Consider the following 20,804-nt stretch of genomic DNA (forward strand, 5'->3'; position numbering starts at 1 on the left):
CTCGCGATCGTCCGCGGTGAGGACGAATGGTCGACCGCAGAGAGCGCAGCTCGCTTCTTGTCGAGCACCGCGCATCACGAATCCCTAGTCATCATCGCGGGCGACGACACCGCCGTTCTCGACCAGCAGCTTCGAAGGCGCGGAATGCCGACGCTCGGACAGCCTGCATCATCGACGGACCCGGCGTGCCAGCTGCTGCCGCTGTTCCTCTCCGCACTCGTCCCACCGGTCGATGTCCACCGTGTCGCCGAGTTCCTCTCCTTCCGCGTGACTGTGCAACGCGACCCCCACCAGGCTGAGTCCCGATCAGCGGGGATCGTGCCTCACGCGGTGCGGAACGCACTGCTCGGAGCTCTCGTCGCCGAACCGGGCATCTCTGGCGATGACGACTCCGCCTGGGTGCACGCATTGTTCGCGCTGCGGGCCGCCGCCCAGACCGACGATGACCGGCGGGCGGTATCGGCGTGGTCGATCGCGCAGTCGCTCGATGGATTCCTCCGGACGGATCCTCCGACCGTCGCGGACAACTCCGTCGACGTCGACAGCATCACGGCGGCTGTGGGCTGGCTTGCTCAGCGGGTGCGCGCACTGGGAGGAGGCGAACCCACCCGGTTCATCGACATCGCCACCGCTCACATCAGCACATTCCTCGATACCCTCCGTCTCATCGGATCGCAGACTCTCCTCATCCGCGAACTGTTCGACATCGTCGAGGTGTGTGCGCCGAGCGCGATCACGCCCGCAAGTCCGGCTCACGCTGCGCCCTGGACTGTCGTCACCGATCCCGCGCATGTCCCACCCGGGGCGGAGACCGTTCTCTGGTGGTCGGCCCACAGCCCGGAGACTTCCCAGCCCCACATCTGGGACGACGACGAGGCCGTCGCGCTCGAAACGGCCGGGGCGACCATCCCAACTGCGGCGCAGCGCGATCGACTCGTCCAGGCGGCGTCCCTGCGCGGCCTGTCCCACGCGACGAACCTCATCGCCTTCTGTCCCGGTGTCGTCGGCGGCGCCGAACGCCGGCTCCACCCTGCGCTCATTCAGATCGCCGAACAGTACGCGCAGCACCGTCCGGATCTCTTCAGCAGTCCACCGCCCGCGGTCGATGACGTGCTCGTCCACCCCGCGATCGCTCACCCGGTGGCGTGTCACGGCGGTGGCGAGCGGTGGTCACTCTGGGATCAGAGCCTCAGCATCCGTCGGGTCCTTCCGGAGGAGATCGCCGTGCCGGAGCGGGTCTCGCGGACCGTCGACGGCGACTTCGCGCACCTGCTGCCGCATCGGCTGTCCTACTCGCAGATCGACCCTGCTGAACTCCCCGCTGGCGTGGACCCTGGAACGCGGCCTGAGTCTCTCCTCGGGCTACGGCGTCCAGGTGCCCACCGGCAATCGGATGATCGGCACGCTTGTCCACGCGGTCGTCGAACACCTCGTGCGTACAGGAGCTGTCGCCGACGACGCGGTCCCCTCACCGCAGATGATCGCGAGGACCTTCGAGCAGTTCGTCCCGCGGTTCGCGTCCGAACTGCTATTGCCGGGCCAGAGCTCGCGGCACAACGCCCTCCGCACGACAACGATCGGTTCACTCACCCGCCTCTTCACCGCGCTGAGAGACCGCGGGGTGCGGATCACCGGAGCAGAGACGGAGTTCATCGAACCCTTCACCCTCACCATCGGCGGTATGCGCCACGACTCTGAGCTACGCGGGTTCAGGGACCTCGATGGGGAGACCACCGACGGCCGGCGCGCAGTGCTCGACCTGAAGTGGACGTTCTCGACGACCCGCTACCGGCGGATGGTCACCGACGGCGAGGCCGTCCAGCTGAGCGTGTACGGACAGGTGGTGGGGACCTCGGGCGGGGGAGAACCGCCGCTGACGGCCTTCTACATGCTCAAGCAGGGACAGTTCGTCTCCGCCGACCGCGACCTGGACCCGGATTCGCAGGCCGAGGGCGACCCCGCCCATCTGTGGCCGCGGATCCAACGGTCCGTGGAACACGCCCTCACGGGTCTCTCCACGGGTCGCTTCGAAGCCCTCGCCGCCGACGCGTACCTGGAGACCGGCACGCTGTTGGGCGGTGAGAAGAAGCCGTACAAGGACGCCATCGCTGCGATCAGTGACGACGCTGCCGTCGATGGACGCCTCTTCATCGACGCGAATCAGGCTTACAGCGACTTCACGCTCATCTACGGGCTGACAGGGGACTACTCGTGACTTTCACCGTCATCACCGCTTCCGCCGGCTCCGGGAAGACCTACCGCCTCACGCAGGTGCTCTCCGAGCGACTGTCCACACCTGGCGAATCCGGCACTCCGCTGCAGGCGAGCGAAGTCATCGCGACGACGTTCACCGTGCGTGCCGCCGCGGACCTCGTGGAGAAGACCCAGCAACGACTGCTGGACGACGGCAACATCACCGCCGCCGAGGAGATCCAGACCGCCCTGATCGGCACGATCCACTCCGTGTCCGGTCGACTCGTCTCCGAGTATGCGATCGACGCCGGTTACTCGCCGCAGCTGCGCGTTCTGGACGAAGCGGAGCAGAAGAAGGCTTTCCACACGGCCGTGGACGAGGTCATCGCCTCCGCCGAGGCCGAGCATCGCGACCTGCTCATCCGCACCGGCCACGACGGTGAGGCTGCGGACGAATCGCGGTTCGCGTCGAGCATCGCGTGGGCGCAGATCGTCAACACCGTCGTCGAGGAGGCACGGGAGAACCAGCTCGGTGCGGATGACCTTCGTCACTCCGCCGAGGCCTCGGTCCAGGAGTTTCTCAGCGTGCTGCCCGCCGCGGGCGACGACGGACGGTCGCAGTGGCTGGAACAGCTGAGGACCGATGTCGATGTGCTCCGGTGGGCGCTGCGCGTGCACGACGGGGATGTGGAGCCGGGCGCCGCCCCTGTTGACTTTGAAGGGGTGCGCATCGACGGGCGCAGCCGCGGCAACGTCGAAGGCAGCATCATCTCGCTGGAGAAGTTCCTCCGACAGTTCGACGAGTCGAGTGGGGGAGCGGATGCTGAGGTGTCCCGCGAGGGGTCGACCGGTGACCGGTTCGCCCGGGTGCCGTGGAAGACCTGGGCGACGATCGCCTCGGCGGGGTACGGCGCTGCGGAAGGCGGGAAGAAGCCGGGGAAGGTGCCGCTGGGCGTCTTGACGGGATCGAGCGCTGCACGCGTGTCACGCCAACTGCTGGCCAACAGCGCGTTCCAACGAGACGTCATCGACCTCATTCGCCTCGTATTCGACACGGCGATCGAGTCGCTCGCCGAGTATGAGAAGTACAAGAACGATCTGGGCGTCATGGACTTCGTCGACCAGGAGGTGCGCGCGCTCGACCTGCTGCGGTCGAACGCGCGCGTGCGGTCGTCCGTCGCCTCCCGGTACCGGCTGCTGGCGGTCGACGAGTTTCAGGACACCTCACCGATCCAATTGGCGCTCTTCATGGAGCTCGCCCAGCTGGTCGACGACGTCATCTGGGTCGGGGATCGGAAGCAAGCGATCTACGGGTTCCGCGGAGCCGACCCGGAGCTCATGAGTGATGTCTTCGCCTCGCTGGTCGACGGTACGAGCGGGTTGGGTACGGCGCAGACGGAGAACCTCGGCTACTCGTGGCGGTCCTCGCAGGCCCCGCTGGATCTGTCGAACACGCTCTTCCGATCCATCTTCGCCGACCAACCCGAGGACGAGGTGGTCCTGGAGATCCCGCCGCAGCGAGAGGCCCGACGCTACGAGGGCGGACGGGAGGTCTGGGTTCCTGACACGGACAAGGGGAAGGACGCGCGGGCCGGATCGCGATTGACGACGACGATCGCCGACGGAATCGTCGACTTCCTCAAGCGGGCACCTCAGCTGCCCGTCTCGTCAGGTGAGGCTGGCACTGGCGGGGGTGCGGCCTCGGAAGCGGCCCCGGTGGCGCATCGGGCGGTGGAGCCGGGGGACATCGCCGTTCTCGTGCGGTCGAACAGCGAGGTCGCCCGCGTGGTGGACGGACTGCTGGAGCGCAGTGTGCCCGCGACCGGGTCCGCGGTCGCACTGCTGCAGACCCGGGAGGGGCAGTACGTGCGGGCGGGCTTCGCCGCCGTCGTCGACTCGAACGACACCGTGGCGCTCACGGAACTCGTGACGCTCCTTCCGGATCACGCACGGCGCGAGACGTGGTTCGACGACGCGGTGCGAATCGTTGACCGTGACGAGCGCAGGGCGCATCCGCACACGTGGTGGGAGGACGAGACGCTGCACGCGCTCGCCTCCCTGCGGGGGAGGGTCTCCGATGTTTCGCCGTCCCAGCTGCTCGTGGAGGTCATCGATGCGCTGGATCTGCCGCAGCGGATCAAGGGGTGGTCGGCGCCGGAGACGCGGTTGGCGAACCTCGACGGATTGCGGCAGCTGGCACTCGAGTACGAGGAGTCCGCGCGGTCGACACGGACTCCTGTGAGTGCGGCAGGTCTGCTGGCGCACCTCACGGACGTGGGTGACGAATACAGCGATGCGACGGCGCACGATGCGGTGCTCGTGACGACGATGCACCAGTCGAAGGGACTGCAGTGGCCCGTGGTGGTGACCGGGATCCCGCAGAGCCGCGACTGGGGGCACAAGGTGGTGAGCGTGCAGAAGGCCGAGGCGTTCGACGTGCTGAAGCCGCTGGATGGTCGGTCGATCCGGTTCCTGCCGCGGGTGCTGGATGGGTATGACGAGCTGAAGGAGCGGTTGGACGGCAGCGCGGTGGTGAGTGCGGGGAAGGTCGCGGAGCGTCGGGAGTCGGCGCGGCTGTACTACGTGGGTCTCACGCGAGCGGAGCTGTACAGCATCGCCGCGTTCGCGTATCCCGACGGGCAGGGGAATGCGCTGGCGGAGGCGATCGACAGTGATGTGCCGCTGCTGGAGTGGGATATGCCCGAACCAGGGACCGCTGCTGGTGAGGTTCGGGTGAACGACCTGCGGGTCGGTGCAGCGGAGGGCATTGGGCTTGCGGGGACGAATCTCGCAGTGACGATGCGGATGAGTGCGATCGGTGACGAGCCGCGAGTGCTGGAACGGGAGCGGGCAATGTCGGCGTATGCGTACACCGATGTTCCGCTGCGCAGGCCGCCTGATCGCGACGACCTGATCCCTGCGCGTTTCACGGCGAGCAGCGCGCGGTCAGAGGGGATCGACGCGGACATCCGTGTGGTCGCGCAGCTGGGTGAGCCGCTGATCGCGAAGGGCGGGGTCGACTGGGACGTTGTGGGCGATGCTGTCCATGCGTACTTGGGCATCCCGCACCAGGTGCTGCCTCCCGCGATGGCGCGTGAAGCAGCCCAGCGGATCGTGGATCGGTGGGTCGTGGGCGACGTGGTGGGCGCGGACGTGCTGGTTGAAGCCGGTGCGCGATGGGCTCGGTGGGTGGAAGCGACGTATCCCGGCGCAGAGATCCTCACGGAGCAGCCGATCGCGTGGCGGAACGAGCTCCATCAGGAGATGGAGGGGTGGATCGATACGCGCATCATGCTGGCCGATGGGGGTCACGTGCTCGTCGACCACAAGTCATACCCGGGCGTAGACCCGGTGGGGCACGTGCGAGAGAACTACGTGGGGCAGTTGGCGGCGTACGCGGCCGCGCTGGAGGCCACGACGGGGGAGCGGCCGCGGGAGATCCTGGTTCACCTGCCGCTGCGCGGTGAGGTGGTGGGAGTGGAAATCCGAGAATGAGGCTCTCGGGGCGTCCGTATGAGGGTAGGCTGTGGAAAGGCGACTGAAGAATGTCCTTCTTCATCAGATATCACGGGGAGCCCTTCGAATGACTTCGCAAACTGACCCGAAACTCAACGCAGTAGTCGATGCAGTGCGCGCGATACCGGCCGAGAACTTCAATGCCTATGGTGGCGGATGGCCAGAGGAAATTTCTACTGCGTTGTTGGACGCGGTCTTTTCCATGCGTGCAATCTACCGATCGGAGAGGCCCGGTGTGGGCGTCAGCGGGCGGCTGTCGACGTTTCGTGACGCTCACAGCGAGGCTAAGAACGATCTCACGCTTCTCCATGCAGTCGGGGAACGAGAGATCGAAAGGATCATGGGGAGCACGAAGTCGGCGCAGCGGCTGAAAAGCGTCGTCGCAATCGAGGCGGCGAGACGCTTTGTCGAAAGCGGTGTCGTGACGGCGAATGACTTCCGGAGCAAGGATATCGCGGAGATGAAGAAGGTTTATACCAGCGTGAGAGGGCTTGGCTGGGTGACTTTCGAATACTTCTCGATGCATCTGGGGGTCCCGGGGGTGAAGGCTGACACGATGATTGTGAGGTTCGTGAACCGCGCGCTGGAAGCGAACGGTCTGCAGCACGTCACACCTGGAGAGGCAAGGTCTCTGGTGGTTGAAGCCCATGGACAAACAGGACTGGGCGAATCACTGATGCACTTCGACCACGCCGTGTGGCTCTCAGAGAGTGACAGGGCCTGACCGGAAACGTGGGTCGGGTATTGAACCTGACAGCGGCAGTTGTCTGCTATTCCGGTGCCTGTCGTCTGCGAGGCAGGACTTGGACTCGGATATGGCCGTCAAGCCAGTCTTGGTCTCCATAGCGACTATGCGCGCGAACTGAGGTGATTTCGCCAGAAGGCAGACGACGAAGATGTTCGCGCACACGATGCGACTCTGGTCGCTTCATTCGTTTCAAATGCTTATCGTTCCAAAGCCGCGATGTATTTCGTGCGCGGTCCGCGGAGAGGGGAAAGTTTTTCACCGCGGGATCTGAGAGCCCTCTTGCGAGTCCCGCAAGGAAGCGCGCGAGGACACCAGCGTTGAGGTCCCTCGGGGAAACGTCCTCCATCTCGAGCTGGGGCAGGGACCCGGTTATCAGGAAACCTTCAAGATCAGAGACGGTTGTCTTTGCGATGAAGCAGTGGTTCAGGCTCATGTCCCAGGCAAAGATTTCTGGCTTGTTTCTGAACAAAGCCAGCCCGCGAGTTGTAGGTAGCGCTGTCAGGTCGTCCCACCGCGCTGATAGCGGAGAATTGTGCAGCGCGTGAGTTCGTGTATCGTCTGGCACGACCAGAGCGAAGCGGTTGTCTATCGCTTGCAGAAAAACCGCTGAGGCGCGTTCTTGGCGTATAGTTGCCAACTTCCTGAAGAGATCTTCAAGCGCATCGAGGACGGTGGCGAAGTCGATGCTGGCGTCCGTTGCTTGAAGCGCGCCGTGGATCTCAGCCGGGGTGGACTGCTTGCTTGCGGTTCTACGGCGAGACTGCGGTACGTGAATGATGGGTTTGCTGGGAGCTGTCTTTCGCAGTGGCATTGGGTTGGATGGCTGGGTCCTCTCGGTCGCTGTCCATTCGCGGTGCACTTGTTCGGCACGTCGACGTGCTGTAGAAGCGCGAGTCGGGCCCAATCTCGGTTGGAGATCCTGCTCAACGGCGTCAAAGAAGCGTTTAGCATCTTCTGGTAGAGGGTCGCCTTTGATGAGAGTCCGTACAATCGCCTTTTCGAGCAAGACGGGGTTCATCTTTCCAAGACGCGGTCTGACTCGATTTGTTATCTGAGTCGCGAAAGTCTTTTGCGCTGGGTCTAGCTTCGCGTGCGCAATGCGGAACTTCTTCGGATTTTCTTTTGCGGAGGTACGGCGAGTTTCCGCAGGTCGGGTGTGGGATATTGGTTGTGGCTTGTTCCTGGGGGCGGGGGCTGGCACGGTCGCTCTCTTGCCGCGTTTTGGGGTGTTTCCGGCCAACGATGACTTCAGCTGTAGTAGCTTCGCATGCGCTTCAGGGTTGCTGTCTTCGATTCGCAACGTGACCATCCTTTTCTTCTATGTTTGTGAGTGTCGCATACACTACTGACTCAGCGACCGCCCTCGAACCTTTCAGGCGGTGCAAGCGAAAATATGCGGTCTCCGCGCGTCTGGATGAAGAGAGAAGTTCTCATCAGCGAGGATGGTTCCATGACCTCGGTTTTCGGATGGGTGGCCACGGACGCGGAGCAGCGTCGGCGGATGACGGAGCTCGTCGATCAGTTCCGGGACTCGACGACCATCGACGACCTGGGCCTCGGTGGCATACGCGATGCGTTCGCAGACGCCCTCTTCCCCGGCACGTCCACATTGCACACCCGCATCCGCTACGCCCTCTTCGTCCCGTGGCTCATGCAGCTGGCCGCCGATCGTCGGTCGAGCGTCACTGAGATGTCAGCGGCATTCGCGCGCAGCGAATTCCAGCTGACCACGGCATTACTGGAGGGCCGCGAAGTCACAGGGGTAATCGGCAGAGTCGCAGGCGCCGACCTCAAGCGGACCGCTTCCGTCGTGTACTGGGGGATGCTCTCCTCCTGGGGTGTGATCTCGCGAGGATTCACCCTGCGCCAGTACTTCGAGCGGGTCCTCCTGCGCCGGATGCAAGCGCGCACACAGCCTCGGACGGACGACCCCGAAGCCGTGTGGGAGCTGACTCCGACCGGTCTCCACGAAGGACTGCCGTCTGCTCCTCCTGACCTGCTCACGTCGACGGACTTCACTCTGCGGCCAGAGGACGCGCGGTTCCTGCGTGAGTCGATCACCTACAGCGCCCCTGATTCGTTGCTGGCGCATCTGGTGCAGAACCAGCCGGACGGATGGACCGATCGGGACTCGGCCCCAGAGTCGTTCGCCTCCCCAGAGGTCATGCGCGATCTGCCGCCCGAGCTCCACAGCGAGGTCGATCGCGCGTACAGATACTCCGTCGCCACCCACGGGGCGAACCTGCTCTACAACCTCGTCCTGGCCCGCCGGACACACCGCGAGCGTGACGATGGGAGCACGTACGGCGAGCACTATGAGGCGTGGATACGCGAATGGTTCGACGAGGCCAGATCCGTCGGGGTGCCGGACAGCGAAGACCTCCGCCGAATCTGGATGATGGTCACGTCGACAGGGCGCGCGCTGTCCCCGTCGACAAGGACCTTCGTCGAGGGTTGGTGCGCGTCCGTCGCGGACTCGACCTCGGCCGAAGACCTCATTCACAGTCAGAGTCTCGCGACGCGAGTGGCGAACCGGGAGCAGGAGAAGAAGGGGCCTCGGGCGCGGCTCAACCCGAGCAACCGCCAGGCGCTGGACGCATGGACCGGTGCCGCCGGCACCGGCCGCAACACGTTCCGCTGGGGCATCGTCCGCGACCATCTGCAGGACCTCTACGACGCGGAGGCCGCCTCCTGATGCTCGGCCCCGACGACCAGCTGCTCCTCACCGACGCACTGCGGCCACCGGTCGGCTTCGATATCGAGTGCGCGGTCGCGACCACGTACTCACTCACCGTCGAGTCCGTTCTCGTCGCACCGATGTCGTTCGCGATGTCCCACGGCGACGTTCTTCCTCAGGGATCCGAGGGAGACACCGTCGGAGTGTTGGATGCCGTCCAGAGGTATATCGACCTCACAACCGTGTTCGTCCAGTCCGGTGGCATACATCTCCCTGCGTCCCACAGCCGCATCCTGACGTTCCTCGAAGACAGCATCGTCGAAGTGGAGCCACCGGAGCGGACGGGATCGTTCCACCCCAAGGTGTGGGCGGTTCGCTACGGTGCCGATGACCTCCCGCCGCACCACCGCCTCATCATCACGAGCCGAAACCTCACGCAGGACTCGTCCTGGGACACGATCCTGGTCCTCGACGAATCTGCGGACGGACCGATCGAGGGGCGACCCGCCGCCGACTTCGTCCGGAGGCTCCCCGATCTGGCGACCCGGCCCACGGATGAGAACGGCGGGGAACGAGCCCGGCGGGTGGAAGGCCTCGCGGATTCGCTTGCGACCGCCAGGTTCGCCTTGCCCGCTCCGTATACAGATGGCTCCTTGCTGCCGATGGGGCTCGGGGAAGCTGAGTGGCCCTTTCCCCAGAGTGCGGAGAAGGCGCTCGTCATCAGCCCGTTCCTCGCGGCGGGTCAGCTGGACGCAGTCCGATCGAGTGCGGAGGACGCGACACTCATCTCACGGGCGGACTCGATGAATGCGCTCGGTGGGCATGCACTGCGCGCATGGGACACCCGAGTTCTCCACGCCGCGGCGGAAGGGACCGACGACGACGCAGAGATGGACAGCGATGGAACGTCTCCAGTACTTATGGAGACCGGTCTGCACGCGAAGACCGTCGTTCTGGACGGCGCGGACGGAGAATCCATCACCGTGACCGGCAGCGCGAACATCACGCAGTCAGCATGGACTCGGAATGTCGAGTTCGACGTGATCCTCCGGGGACCGACGGCGACGACCGGAGTCGACGCAGTCCTGGGTGGAGGGGGCGCCCCCATCGGTCTCCGATCCATCACCGAGCCATTCACACCAGAGCATGAGGAGCCGGAGACGGACACCGAACGTGCCGTGCGTTACCGTATCGAGCACTTCCACCGTGAGCTGGCGCGCCGACAGCCCGTCCTCGATGTGACGATTCTCGACGACAACACGGTCTCGGTCAGGTTGGACCTCGACGTGCCGGACGACGCACTCACTGCGAACACCACCGTCTGGCTGCAGTCCGTGGCGGCCACGGCGCGAGGAATGGAGAGCGAGGGAGTCTGGACAGTCGCACCGGTGAACGTCACGAGGTTCCTCGCTGTGGAGACGACCGAAGACGTCGACGGGGCTGCGGTGACGCGGCGCTGTATCCTCACCTGCGCGCTCTCAGGAGACCCGATCGATCGGCGTCGTGCTGCTCTAGCAGCGATCCTCTCCAGTCCTCGAAGCGTCCTGCTCTATCTCGCGATGCTCCTGGGTCTTGATCCGAACGATGCAGTCCTCGCCGCAGACGCTCAGGGGGACGGTTCAGCAGACGCCTCCCTGACCGCGGCGAGCGGCGAGCCGCCAGGTGCGGGGCTTCCTCCCATCGTCCTCTTCGAACCCCTCATGCACGCGACGAGGGATCCGAAGCAGCTGGCGACGGTTGCAGGTCAGATCGACGAACTGCGTGCCATGCCCGGTGCGGAAGAGCGCCTTCCGCAAGAGTTCCTCGACATGTGGGACGTCGTCCTCGCAACAGTCCGCCCGAAAGGTGCGCCATGACAGACGAACGTCCCGACCTCGGGCAGATCCTCAGCGGACTGAAACCCTTTCAGCTGGCGACCGTCGAGCACGTCTTTGCGCGGCTCTGGGGCGACGGTGACACCGTCGACCGCTTCCTCGTCGCGGACGAGGTCGGACTGGGGAAGACGCTCGTGGCCAAAGGCGTCGCGGCGAAGGCGATCGATCACCTGTGGGGGAGCGCTGAGGACGCCGGCCGACCAATCACGATCGTCTACATCTGCTCGAACCACCAGATCGCGCGGCAGAACCTCGCCCGCCTCGCGCAGCTGACCGACGGTGTCGTCCAGTCCAATGCCGACCGCCTCACGCTTCTTCCACTGTCCCTGCGCGAGGTCGAAGGCAGGCGCGTGCAGGTCATCGCCTTCACCCCCGGAACGTCGCTGGAGCTGGGCCGTGCGACGGGGAAGTTGGAAGAGCGGGCGCTCCTCAAGCGGATGCTCACACAGGCGTTCCCCGCCGATGACTTCACGGATCCGTCGTGGATCAGCTATCTGGCGGTGGGGGCTTCGGAAGAGCGCTTCGCCGCGAGAGTGGCCGAGTTCGAGAAAGAGCGCGATCTGCCCGAAGGCCTCGTTCGGCAGTTCCGGGATCACCTGCTCGCGCAGTCTGGTCCCGGAGGTGAGGGGCTCCTCGCGGAGCTGCTGCAGAACCAGCGGGCATGGGCTGAGGGCTCGGTGCCGGACGACGAGGCGGTAGCACTGCGGAAGATGCTCATCTCCCAGATGCGGATCGCCATGGCCCACGCGTCCATCGATCTGCTGAGACCGGACCTCGTGATCCTCGATGAGTTCCAGCGATTCAAAGACCTCTTCGCTGATGACAGCACGATCACTCTTACCGACGCGCAGAAGCTCGCTCAGCAGGTCATCAGCACAGACGGTGCGAAGACTCTGGTGCTGTCGGCTACGCCGTACAAGATGTACACGCTGTCCGACGACGTCGACGGCGAAGACCATTATCGCGACTTCACGAGCACGATCGCATTCCTCGCCGGGAGGCAGCCCGCCCAGCAGATCACCCGATGGCTGAGCACGATGCGCCGCGGGATCATGACGGGGACACCCGACAGTGTCGCCGGTGCCGACGCCGCCCGCGAGCAGGCGGAGGACGCACTGCGTTCAGTAATGTCCCGCACTGAGCGGTTGGCGGCCACAGCGGACCGGAACGGGATGCTGACGACCAAAGAGCTCGGAACTCTCAGACTCGATCCCTCCGACGTGAGGGGTTGGCGAGCGCTCGACGACATCGGACAGGAACTGGGCGTGGGAAGTCCCTTCGAGTTCTGGCGTGCAGGGCCCTATACACACAACATGATGGATTCGTGGGGCTACAAGCTGCAGGAGAAGCTGCTCGACCGTCTGGAGCGCGGAGACAGGGGTCTGGTCCAGAAGCTCCGGGTGCATCGAGACGCGCTGCTGCCATGGCCGACGATCCGCGCATACGGGGAAGTCGACCCTGCCAACGCCAAACTCCGAGCACTCATCGACGACTTGGTATCGCAAGACGCATGGCGGCTGGTCTGGATCAGCCCGTCCCTGCCGTACCTCGAACCCGCAGGCGTCTACGCGAGCGACGGCGCCCGCCGCTTCACGAAGAAGCTGATCTTCTCCGCGTGGAACGTCGTGCCCAAGACGATCGCCTCGCTTGTGAGCTACGACATGGAGCGGCGTGCCGTCCGGTCCGACCCTTCCGCAGCTGCGCGGGAGAAGACGTACGGGAGCGGCTCGCCAGCGACACCGTTGGCGTTCGGATGGGACTCGGAGCGCGATTCCCCGAGAAACCTCCCCAACCTGTCCGTGATCTACCCCTCTGCGACGCTTGCCCGGGCGGGAGACCCTCTGAGGGTCGCGCAGGAGACGGGCGAATCGTTGCCGCTGGATCCTGAGATGTACGGAGGGCACGTGCATCAACGCATCGAAGAGATGCTCGCGCGAGCGGGCGTAGAACCACAGCGTGGCGGCGACGGTTCCCGCCGTCGCTGGTATGGGCTGGCACCGATGCTCCTCGACCGTCTCGTCGCGGAGGATGAGGGGTGGGTCGCCGATCTTCCGATGAGGGCCTGGTCTGATCGCCATGAGGGCTCGCGTCTTGCGGACCACGCACGATGGGCTAAGAAGGACATCGACGAGCTGGAGGAGGTGCTCGGTCCTCCACCGGAGGATCTCGCTCTGGTTCTGACGGTCATCGCGGCCGCGAGCCCCGGGGTCTGCGCTCTGCGCGCGCTCACCCGATCCGCAGACGATCCGGGTGCGCTCTACGACGCCGAGGTCCGAGCGCACGCGCTCCATGCGGCGATCGGTCTGCGGAATCTCTTCAACCGGCCGACGGTCGTGTCCATCGTCCGCGGTGCGACAGACGATGCCGGGGCAGATGCGGATTCGTACTGGCGACAGGTGCTCCGCTACTGCTTCGACGGCAATCTCCAGGCAGTGCTCGACGAGTACTGCCACATGCTCATGGATGCTGGCCTGGAGACCGCGTCGCCCGCGGTGCAGGCCGGGACGCTCGCAGAGCGCATCCATGGTTCTGCATCGATTCGCACGGCACAGAACGCCGTCCACCACTTCGACGTCGCACGTGGGAAGGCCCAGGTGGACGTGCACCACCTCAAGTCCCACATCGCAGCCCGGTTCGGCCGTGCTGCGACGAGTGACGAGGCCTCCGAGCGCGAGGCGACGGTGCGGGAAGGTTTCAACTCCCCGTTCTGGCCGTTCGTCCTCGCGAGTACGTCCGTGGGGCAGGAAGGCTTGGACTTCCACACGTACAGCCACGCGGTCGTGCACTGGAACCTTCCATCCAACCCCGTCGACCTCGAACAACGCGAGGGCCGCGTCCACCGGTTCAAGGGCCACGCTGTGCGGAGGAACATCGCCGATGAGTACGGTCCCGCTGCGGTGGGGGAGGTGGGTGATCCGTGGCGGAGGATGTTCGACTCCGCCGAGGCCGACCGTCCCGCAGGCGATTCGCTCCTGGACCCGTACTGGGTCAGGACCGGTGACGCCGCGATCGAGCGCTACGTGCCGGCGATGCCGCTGAGTATGGAGAGCCGGCGGTACTCGTCACTTGTGCGAACGGTCGGTGCCTACCGCTATGTGATGGGTCAGCCTCGACAGGAGGAGCTCATCCGCTATCTGGGTCCGCACGCGGAGCACTTGAAGATCGACCTGTCGCCGCCCGAGTTCCGTGGGATGTAGATGCCGTATGACGGGGAGGGCGTGTGCCCTCGAAGGTCTGTGTCCGTACCGAATGGCAGTGTTACGGATGTAGAACTGATGGATCGGTCCTCACGATCTGCGGGGACGGAAGAGAAGATCGGACAGCATATGAGTATCGCGCGTGACTCGAAGAGTGCGACGGTCCGCACGACAGCGGTCAAGAAGTCGCAGTCTGCACCCTTGCCGGACCTCGCCGAAGAGCAGGCATATGTCGATCATGCGTATGAGACGCATCGGCAAGCAGCTCTCGCGACGCAGAAGGTACGCGCTACCCCGTCAGCCACACCAGCGGACCACCGCGCGAAGAGCGCGACACTGTCGGGTGAAGCACGGCTGGGACCCAACGACCCGGCGTCAGTCGGGTGGATGGAAGACGCAACCGGTCGTCGGTACTACATCGGCAAGACGACGATCCTGGACGAGGAGAAGACCCCGCTCGTCGTCAACTGGAAGACACCGATCGGCGGGAAGTTCCTCGCGGCGATGCCCGGTGACAGCCAGGGCCTCCGGTCGAAGAGGTCATTCACGACAGCCAAGAACACGATCAGGTCGTACTCTGACAGCCACTTCCGAACGTCTGCGCATGAGGGTGGAGGCGAACCTCCGGTCGAGGATCAGACTGACGCCGACGGGTCAGGATTCGCCCTCGACGATGCTGTGCTCGCTGCCATGGACGCGCATCGCGACTCGTCGATGCACGACATCGTCGCGACGATCCAGGCGGACCAGTACAGGATCCTGTCACACGATCCCGACGACATCCTGCTCATCCAGGGCGGCCCCGGAACGGGCAAGACGGCGGTCGCCCTGCACCGTCTGTCGTGGCTGCTGTACAACCAGGCGGGTGCTCAGGATGCGGATGACGTCCTGGTCGTCACGCCCAACTCGACCCTGACGGCCTATATCCGCAATGTCCTGCCGGCCCTCGGTGACGAGGGCATCAGGCAGATCGCGATCTCCGAACTGGGACAACGATTCGTGCGGAAGCCGCGCCACGAGTATTCGAGTGTCGGAGTACTGAAGGCCGACGCAAGAATGGTCGCAGTCCTGCACCGTGGGCTCCAGAACAGGGTCGGCCTGTCCGGAGACGAGCTCACAGTGCGGATGCCTGCGACACGGGAAGTTGCGGTTCTCCCTGCACCTGCGGTGAATGCCGCGGCGAAGCGATACAGCCACATGCCGTACCTCGCGGGCCGTACGGCACTTGCGGAGAAGCTGCGGCAGGAGCTGGTCGATCGGTACCCGCTTCCGAGGAGGAGTACGTTCGAGCAGTCGTTCGACGCCCAATCGTTCAACAGCCAGGTCGACCGCGTGTGGCCGGCGCTGTCCCCACAGCAGTTCCTCCGTGACCTCTTCTCATCGAAGCGCCAGCTCGCAGCTGCGAGCGAGGGGATCCTCTCCGACGAGGAGACCAACCTCCTCTACCGGGCGTCCGCTCCATCGATCTCCGAGGAGGGCTGGACCGATTCCGACGCGTTCCTACTCCACGAGGTCCAGGCGCAGCTCGATCCCGCGAAGATCCGCAGATACGGCCACATCATCGTCGACGAAGCTCAGGACCTTGCGGGTATGCAGCTGCAGGCGATCAAGCGCAGTTCGCGCAACGGGGCGTTGACGCTCGCCGGTGACGTTGCTCAGTCAACGGGCGCCAACCGCCGCGATTCGTGGAAATCCGTCATGGACCTTCTCACCCGACGACCGCCCGGTCAGCTGTGGAGTGCGGAGGCGGTGACGCGGAAGACTCTCAGGTACGTGTACCGAGTGCCTCGCGAAGCTCAGGTGCTTGCGAATTCGCTGCAGGATGAGGTCGCGCCCGATCTCGATGTCCCGCAGTCGATGCGCGATGCGGGCTACGTCCCGAGAGTGACGCGGGCCGAGCGCAGCGACGTGGCGGATGCAGTTCTGAAGACGGTTGAGCCTCATGTCGCCGATGGACTCATGATCGGCATCATCGCGCCACTGTCTCTGCATGCTGCGATCGGACCAGCACTCACGGAGGCTGACGTCTCGTTCGTCTTCGCACGCGACGGCGAGCTCGGCGACGGCGTCAACGTGGTCACGCCCGAAGCGGCGAAAGGCCTGGAGTTCGATGCAGTCGTCATCGTCGACCCTCAGCAGATCTACGAAGGTGACGCGGGTGCACGACTTCTCTACATTGCGCTGACTCGCACGACGTCCCGGCTGGACCTCGTCATGGTGGACGGTCGAATGCCGGCTGCACTGCAGCCGCACCTCGACATCCCCGCTCCGGCCGTGCCCGTCCACGCACCGGCCGTGCCGGTCGAGGTCGTGTCGGCGAAGGGTCCTTCGCCGCGTCGTCACGCCTCGTTGACCGACGAGTTCGTGGCGATGACCGCGGAGCTCCACCTCGAGGCGATCGAGTCGCAGGTGCACCCCGAACTCGTTCCACGCGTAGTCGAGATGATGCAGGAGATGCTCATGAAGCGCGACGGGTCTTGACCTCAGGGGCCGTCCGCAGTGAAGTCCAGGCGCTTCGGGCGAAAGGCGATGAACACCGTGAGGATGACGCCTGCAGTCACGAGAAGTGCGGCTTCCAGGGACACCGCATCCGCAAGGATCCCTTCGAGGATCGAGGCCAGCGGTCGGGAACCGACGAAGCCGACCATCCACAGCGCCATCACTCGTCCACGCATCACCTGGGGGACACGCAGCTGAACCAGGTTCATCGCCGCGGTGTTGGCAATCATGAACCCGACACCTGCGACAGCGAATGCGCACATCGCTGTCACCGGAGTGGGTGCCAGTGCTACAAGAGTCGTGCCGAGGATCATAGCGGCAAGGCCAACCTGGAGGACTCGTGGTTGCCGCGCCGGCCAGCTGAGGAGTCGGTACGCGAAGAATCCGACGACGGCCCCGAGGCCGAACGCGCCGGTGAGCTGACCGACCACGTGAGTCCCGCCGCCGAGCTCGTCGGCGATGACCGGGGCGAGGGTGATCGAGGGTTCGGATCCGAATCCGACTGCAGCCACCACGATCAGCAGGAGGAGCATTGTGCGATCACGGCGTACATAGCTCAGCGCAGCACGGACCCGGAAGTCGGTGCCGGCTGCTTGCTCCGTTCCAGCAGGTAACGCAGCAAGCATAGTCATCACGACGAACAGCGCATGGGCCAACCCCGCGAGTGCGAACGCGAGGGCCGGGCTGTACTGGGCGGCAACGAAGGTCCCTCCGGCAGGACCAGCCACCCGGGCGAGGGTCATAGGGAGGGAGTTCAACGCCATCGCTGTCGGGAACTCGTCGCGGCGAATGAGCAAGGGGATGATCGACTGCTGTGCTGGCCCTCCCACCACGAACCCGAGCCCGGTGATCAGAGTCGCCGCGAGCACAATGACGGCGTCGAGCTGACCTTCGAGGTCACCGCGGACAAAGCAGAAGGCTGCCAACGACCCCGATCCCAGAAAGCAGAGCACTCGTCCCAGGACGATCTGTCGACCGATGTTGCCGCGATCGGCCCAGGTGCCGCTGAGTGGTGTGAGGAAGATCTGCGGTGCGAACTGGACGACGGAGACAAGACCGACCCACAGCGCCGATCCAGTGGCCGCATAGACCACGACTGCAGCCACGATGCTGTGGATCCAGATTCCCACCCCGCTGATCAGCTTGCCCCAGAAGAGCGCTCCGAACTGCCTATCGAGGGTCAGGCGCACCGCACCGCGCGGAGGAGTCTGGTCCCCTGCAGCGGAGTTCTCTGGGACGCCTCTCATGCCTGGACGAACCGCTCGTCGATGCTGAAGCTCAGCCGGTGCAGCAGCTCGGCGAGTTTCGTGACATCGTGATCGTCCCAGTCAACGGTGGCTTCTGCGATGACTTGTCGTCGGCGGACGGTCGCCTGCTCGAGGACCGCGTCACCTTGCGCACTGAGGCTTAGCCGCGTGTGGCGTTTGTCATCACCGCACACTGACTTCACGAGCAGGGATCCCTTGACCGTGTTGTCTATCAACCGGCTCGCAGTCGAGTGCTTCACGCCGAGTTCCGCGGCCACCTGCCCGATCGACGGGCCGCCGTCGTCGGTTGTCAATCGCGCGACCGCACGGAGCACTCGCACCGAAGCGATTCCGCCGTCAAAGCCCAGGCCGTCCAGGATCCACCTGTGATACGACGGGCGCTGAGTCGCGATCCGAAAGCTGTGTATCGCGTCGTCAAGCGAATGCAGATCCTTGGTGTCCATATCTATATGTGTAGCACATGCATATATTGCAGCCAGGTGCTACACAATGCTCGCGCTGTCTCGTTCAGCTCGGCATACGACGCGTATAGGACCTCTTAGAAGACGATTCGCAACATGGTCAGGAGTCACCAGCACCGCTGAGAAGCAGATCGTCCAATGACGTCGACGGGACTGCGATCCACCCTTCGACCCGGGCTGCTGAACGTGCCTCTGGCGGCGGCGCGTGCGTGAGTCCCAGGTAGTGCGCCCGCGCGATGAGGGCTGAGACCGAAGCGTCGAACGCATCATCGGATCGTTCTATGAGTCGCATGTGTTCGTCGCTGACGTCGAACCAGGGAGCGCGTGCGGTGAGTTTCTCGAGCGCGCGGCGACGGAGTGCTGCAGTCGTCTTGTAGCCGCGTACTACGACCTCCCACTGCCGTAGAGCCACGGCCGGGTACACCTCCACGACTCGGCCGGCACCGGAGCGGTCCACCGGCTCATCATCGCGGGCGAACACGTCGATTAGTTCGGCGCACCGCATAGCGGTGAGGCCGAGCCGGTCCGTCGCGACGCTCAGCGGACGCTGGCCGGTGAGCTCACGGACGAACCGGTCAGTGTGCCGGTAAGCGAGTCGCCTACGCCAGTCGAGTCCCGACTCGTCGCGTTCTGGCAGTTGCCCTGCGGCATGGGCGGTGAGGAACTCTACGAACTCGATCGGCCAGCCGAAGGCACAGTCGATGCCGACGGAACCGGCGCCTCGGGAGCGGTCGATGACTGTCTCATCGTCCACGTCCACCTGGAGGTGGTCGAGTGAGGCACCGCCTGCGTGCCACGAAATGGTGGCCAGCGCCGTCTTCTTCGGCTCTGCCGCGAGGTCGACGCCGACGGTGAACATGTATGCGAGCGTATCCGCTGACAGGCAGCAAAGCGCCCGGCTGAGAGTCCTCAGCCGGGCGCTTCGTCGGTCACTCACATGACACCGTCCATCATCACCATCCGGGGACGACGAAGATCAGCCACGTGACGATCGGTGCGATGAGGACCATGGAGAAGCCCCATCGCATGAGCTGCTTGAACACCTTGTCGCGTTCCTGCTCGGGCGAGTTCGCCACGACCAGAGCACCGGACGTGGAGAACGGGCTGGAGTCCACGACGGAGGACGAGATCGCCAGGGCGATGATGAGCCCGATCTCGCTCACGCTGCCGGTCATCAGGAACGGCACGGCCAGCGGGATGAGTGCACCCAGGATGCCGGTGGTCGACGCGAACGCGGAGACGACCGCGCCGATGAAGCAGATGATGAGAGCGGCGAACAGCGGCGCGCCCATGCCTGCGACCTGATCTCCGAGCCAGTCGATGGTGCCGAGTCGCTGCAGCAGTCCCACGTAGGTGACGATGCCGCAGATGAGCAGCACGGTCGGCCAGGCGACCTTGCTGACCGCGCCCTTGCTCACCTTGGGGGAGAACAGCGAGATGATCACGGCGATGCAGATCGCGGTGAAGCCCACGTCCTGGTTGAGCGGCGGGACGACCATGACGGCCAGCACGATGAGGCCGATGAGCGTGATGATGCGGTTGCGGTCCAGGGTGGTGACCTGTTCGTCCGCGTCTTCATCCTTGACCATCGTGGTCTGCACGGATCGACGGGCCGCACGGCGCTCCGGATCATCGCGGGGCGCGTCGGGCATCTTCGCTCCACGGGTGGTGGACCCGCCGGCACTGGAATCCTCCAGGCCGTGTCCGCGGTCGCGCTTGCCCAGCAGATCGCGTCCGCCGAACAGGTAGAAGCAGATCAGGCCCAGGATGACGTTGAAGAGGAACGACATGAGGAACAGCAGCACGGGGCTGCCGGGCAGGTCGTTGCGCTCGACGACCTGGTTGGTGATCGTGCCGAAGATGCTCAGGGGGGAGAACCCGCCGGCGGTGCCGCCGTTGATGACCATGAGGCCCATGAGCAGGGGCTTGATGCCGTAGCGCCGGGCGAAGCCCATGCTCATCGGGGCGATGATCGCGATCGCGGCGGGCACGACGGCACCGAAGCCGGTGAGGATTGCGGTGACGATGAAGAACACCCAGGGGATGAGCGCGACTCTGCCGCCCACCGCCTTGACCATCGCATGGACCATCCAGTCCACGGTTCCGTTGTCCTTCGCCAAGGCGAAGAGGTAGGTGACGCCTACGAGGATGAGGAAGAGGTCGGCAGGGAAGCCGGATAAGAGAGTGTCGACGTCCTCGCCCAGCACGAAGGTGCCGAACAGGAACGTCGCCATGAGCGCCAGGGCGCCCATATGGACGGACGTGAAGGTGGCGACGACGAACAACGCCACTAGGACGAGTATGGATAAGACTTCTAGAGACACAATTCGCTCCGATGCGATGTGGGAAGAAGAACGGGGTTGATTTCACC

At 64.8% G+C, this 20,804-nt stretch carries 12 protein-coding genes; 7 read left to right on the forward strand and 5 right to left on the reverse strand.

What is annotated here, in order from left to right; all coding sequences use genetic code 11:
- Window positions 1-306 precede the first annotated feature (306 nt).
- Entirely contained in the window at window positions 307-1,137 is an 831-nt protein-coding gene (locus tag FM105_RS14710; RefSeq protein ID WP_179207156.1) for a hypothetical protein, read from the reverse strand.
- On the opposite strand from FM105_RS14710, the gene FM105_RS14715 reads away from it, so the two are divergent.
- The 7 genes from FM105_RS14715 (at window position 1,106) to FM105_RS10520 (ending at window position 16,686) form a co-directional block, all read left to right on the forward strand.
- Window positions 1,106-2,215, forward strand: coding sequence for a PD-(D/E)XK nuclease family protein (locus FM105_RS14715; protein ID WP_256970339.1), 1,110 nt, complete (start codon window positions 1,106-1,108; stop codon window positions 2,213-2,215). The genes FM105_RS14710 and FM105_RS14715 overlap by 32 nt on opposite strands.
- Entirely contained in the window at window positions 2,212-5,688 is a 3,477-nt protein-coding gene (locus FM105_RS10495; protein ID WP_087007963.1) for a UvrD-helicase domain-containing protein, read from the forward strand. The genes FM105_RS14715 and FM105_RS10495 overlap by 4 nt, the downstream gene beginning before the upstream one ends.
- Before the next feature lie 88 nt (window positions 5,689-5,776).
- Window positions 5,777-6,433: a hypothetical protein gene (locus FM105_RS10500; RefSeq protein WP_143275872.1), complete on the forward strand. Its 657-nt coding sequence runs from the start codon at window positions 5,777-5,779 to the stop codon at window positions 6,431-6,433.
- A gap of 1,474 nt (window positions 6,434-7,907) precedes the next feature.
- On the forward strand, window positions 7,908-9,152 hold the full coding sequence (locus tag FM105_RS10505) for a DUF6361 family protein (protein WP_087007967.1): 1,245 nt from the start codon (window positions 7,908-7,910) through the stop codon (window positions 9,150-9,152).
- Window positions 9,152-10,990 carry a phospholipase D family protein gene (locus FM105_RS10510; protein WP_087007969.1) on the forward strand — a complete coding sequence of 613 codons (1,839 nt, stop codon included), beginning with the start codon at window positions 9,152-9,154 and terminating at the stop codon, window positions 10,988-10,990. Before FM105_RS10505 ends, FM105_RS10510 begins: the two co-directional genes overlap by 1 nt.
- The gene (locus tag FM105_RS10515; RefSeq protein WP_087007971.1) at window positions 10,987-14,205 is read left to right on the forward strand and encodes a DEAD/DEAH box helicase; all 3,219 of its coding nucleotides are present in this window, start codon (window positions 10,987-10,989) and stop codon (window positions 14,203-14,205) included. Before FM105_RS10510 ends, FM105_RS10515 begins: the two co-directional genes overlap by 4 nt.
- 387 nt (window positions 14,206-14,592) lie before the next feature.
- Window positions 14,593-16,686, forward strand: coding sequence for a HelD family protein (locus FM105_RS10520; RefSeq protein WP_179207158.1), 2,094 nt, complete (start codon window positions 14,593-14,595; stop codon window positions 16,684-16,686).
- A gap of 2 nt (window positions 16,687-16,688) precedes the next feature.
- Here FM105_RS10520 and FM105_RS10525 read toward each other — a convergent pair whose 3' ends face one another.
- The 4 genes from FM105_RS10525 to FM105_RS10540 all read right to left on the reverse strand — a co-directional run bounded on the left by FM105_RS10525 (window position 16,689) and on the right by FM105_RS10540 (window position 20,757).
- Entirely contained in the window at window positions 16,689-17,951 is a 1,263-nt protein-coding gene (locus tag FM105_RS10525; RefSeq protein WP_087007975.1) for an MFS transporter, read from the reverse strand.
- Complete coding sequence (locus FM105_RS10530) at window positions 17,948-18,415, reverse strand: MarR family winged helix-turn-helix transcriptional regulator (protein ID WP_087007977.1); 468 nt, start codon at window positions 18,413-18,415, stop codon at window positions 17,948-17,950. Before FM105_RS10530 ends, FM105_RS10525 begins: the two co-directional genes overlap by 4 nt.
- Before the next feature lie 118 nt (window positions 18,416-18,533).
- Entirely contained in the window at window positions 18,534-19,292 is a 759-nt protein-coding gene (locus FM105_RS10535) for a DUF429 domain-containing protein (protein WP_087007979.1), read from the reverse strand.
- A 94-nt stretch (window positions 19,293-19,386) separates the two neighbouring features.
- Entirely contained in the window at window positions 19,387-20,757 is a 1,371-nt protein-coding gene (locus FM105_RS10540; protein ID WP_087007981.1) for an SLC13 family permease, read from the reverse strand.
- Window positions 20,758-20,804 lie beyond the last annotated feature (47 nt).

This window comes from Brevibacterium yomogidense (genome assembly GCF_900163715.1).
Classification (GTDB): Bacteria; Actinomycetota; Actinomycetes; order Actinomycetales; family Brevibacteriaceae; genus Brevibacterium; species Brevibacterium yomogidense_A.

What these genes read in the sequence shown, in the direction of transcription:
- FM105_RS14715 (WP_256970339.1), top strand. Translation starts at nt 1,106, where the DNA reads ATGACGTGCTCGTCCACCCCGCGATCGCTCACCCGGTGGCGTGTCACG.
- FM105_RS10515 (WP_087007971.1), top strand. Translation starts at nt 10,987, where the DNA reads ATGACAGACGAACGTCCCGACCTCGGGCAGATCCTCAGCGGACTGAAA.
- FM105_RS10535 (WP_087007979.1), bottom strand. Translation starts at nt 19,292, where the DNA reads ATGTTCACCGTCGGCGTCGACCTCGCGGCAGAGCCGAAGAAGACGGCG.
- FM105_RS10520 (WP_179207158.1), top strand. Translation starts at nt 14,593, where the DNA reads ATGGAAGACGCAACCGGTCGTCGGTACTACATCGGCAAGACGACGATC.
- FM105_RS10510 (WP_087007969.1), top strand. Translation starts at nt 9,152, where the DNA reads ATGCTCGGCCCCGACGACCAGCTGCTCCTCACCGACGCACTGCGGCCA.
- FM105_RS10500 (WP_143275872.1), top strand. Translation starts at nt 5,777, where the DNA reads ATGACTTCGCAAACTGACCCGAAACTCAACGCAGTAGTCGATGCAGTG.
- FM105_RS10505 (WP_087007967.1), top strand. Translation starts at nt 7,908, where the DNA reads ATGACCTCGGTTTTCGGATGGGTGGCCACGGACGCGGAGCAGCGTCGG.
- FM105_RS10525 (WP_087007975.1), bottom strand. Translation starts at nt 17,951, where the DNA reads ATGAGAGGCGTCCCAGAGAACTCCGCTGCAGGGGACCAGACTCCTCCG.
- FM105_RS10530 (WP_087007977.1), bottom strand. Translation starts at nt 18,415, where the DNA reads ATGGACACCAAGGATCTGCATTCGCTTGACGACGCGATACACAGCTTT.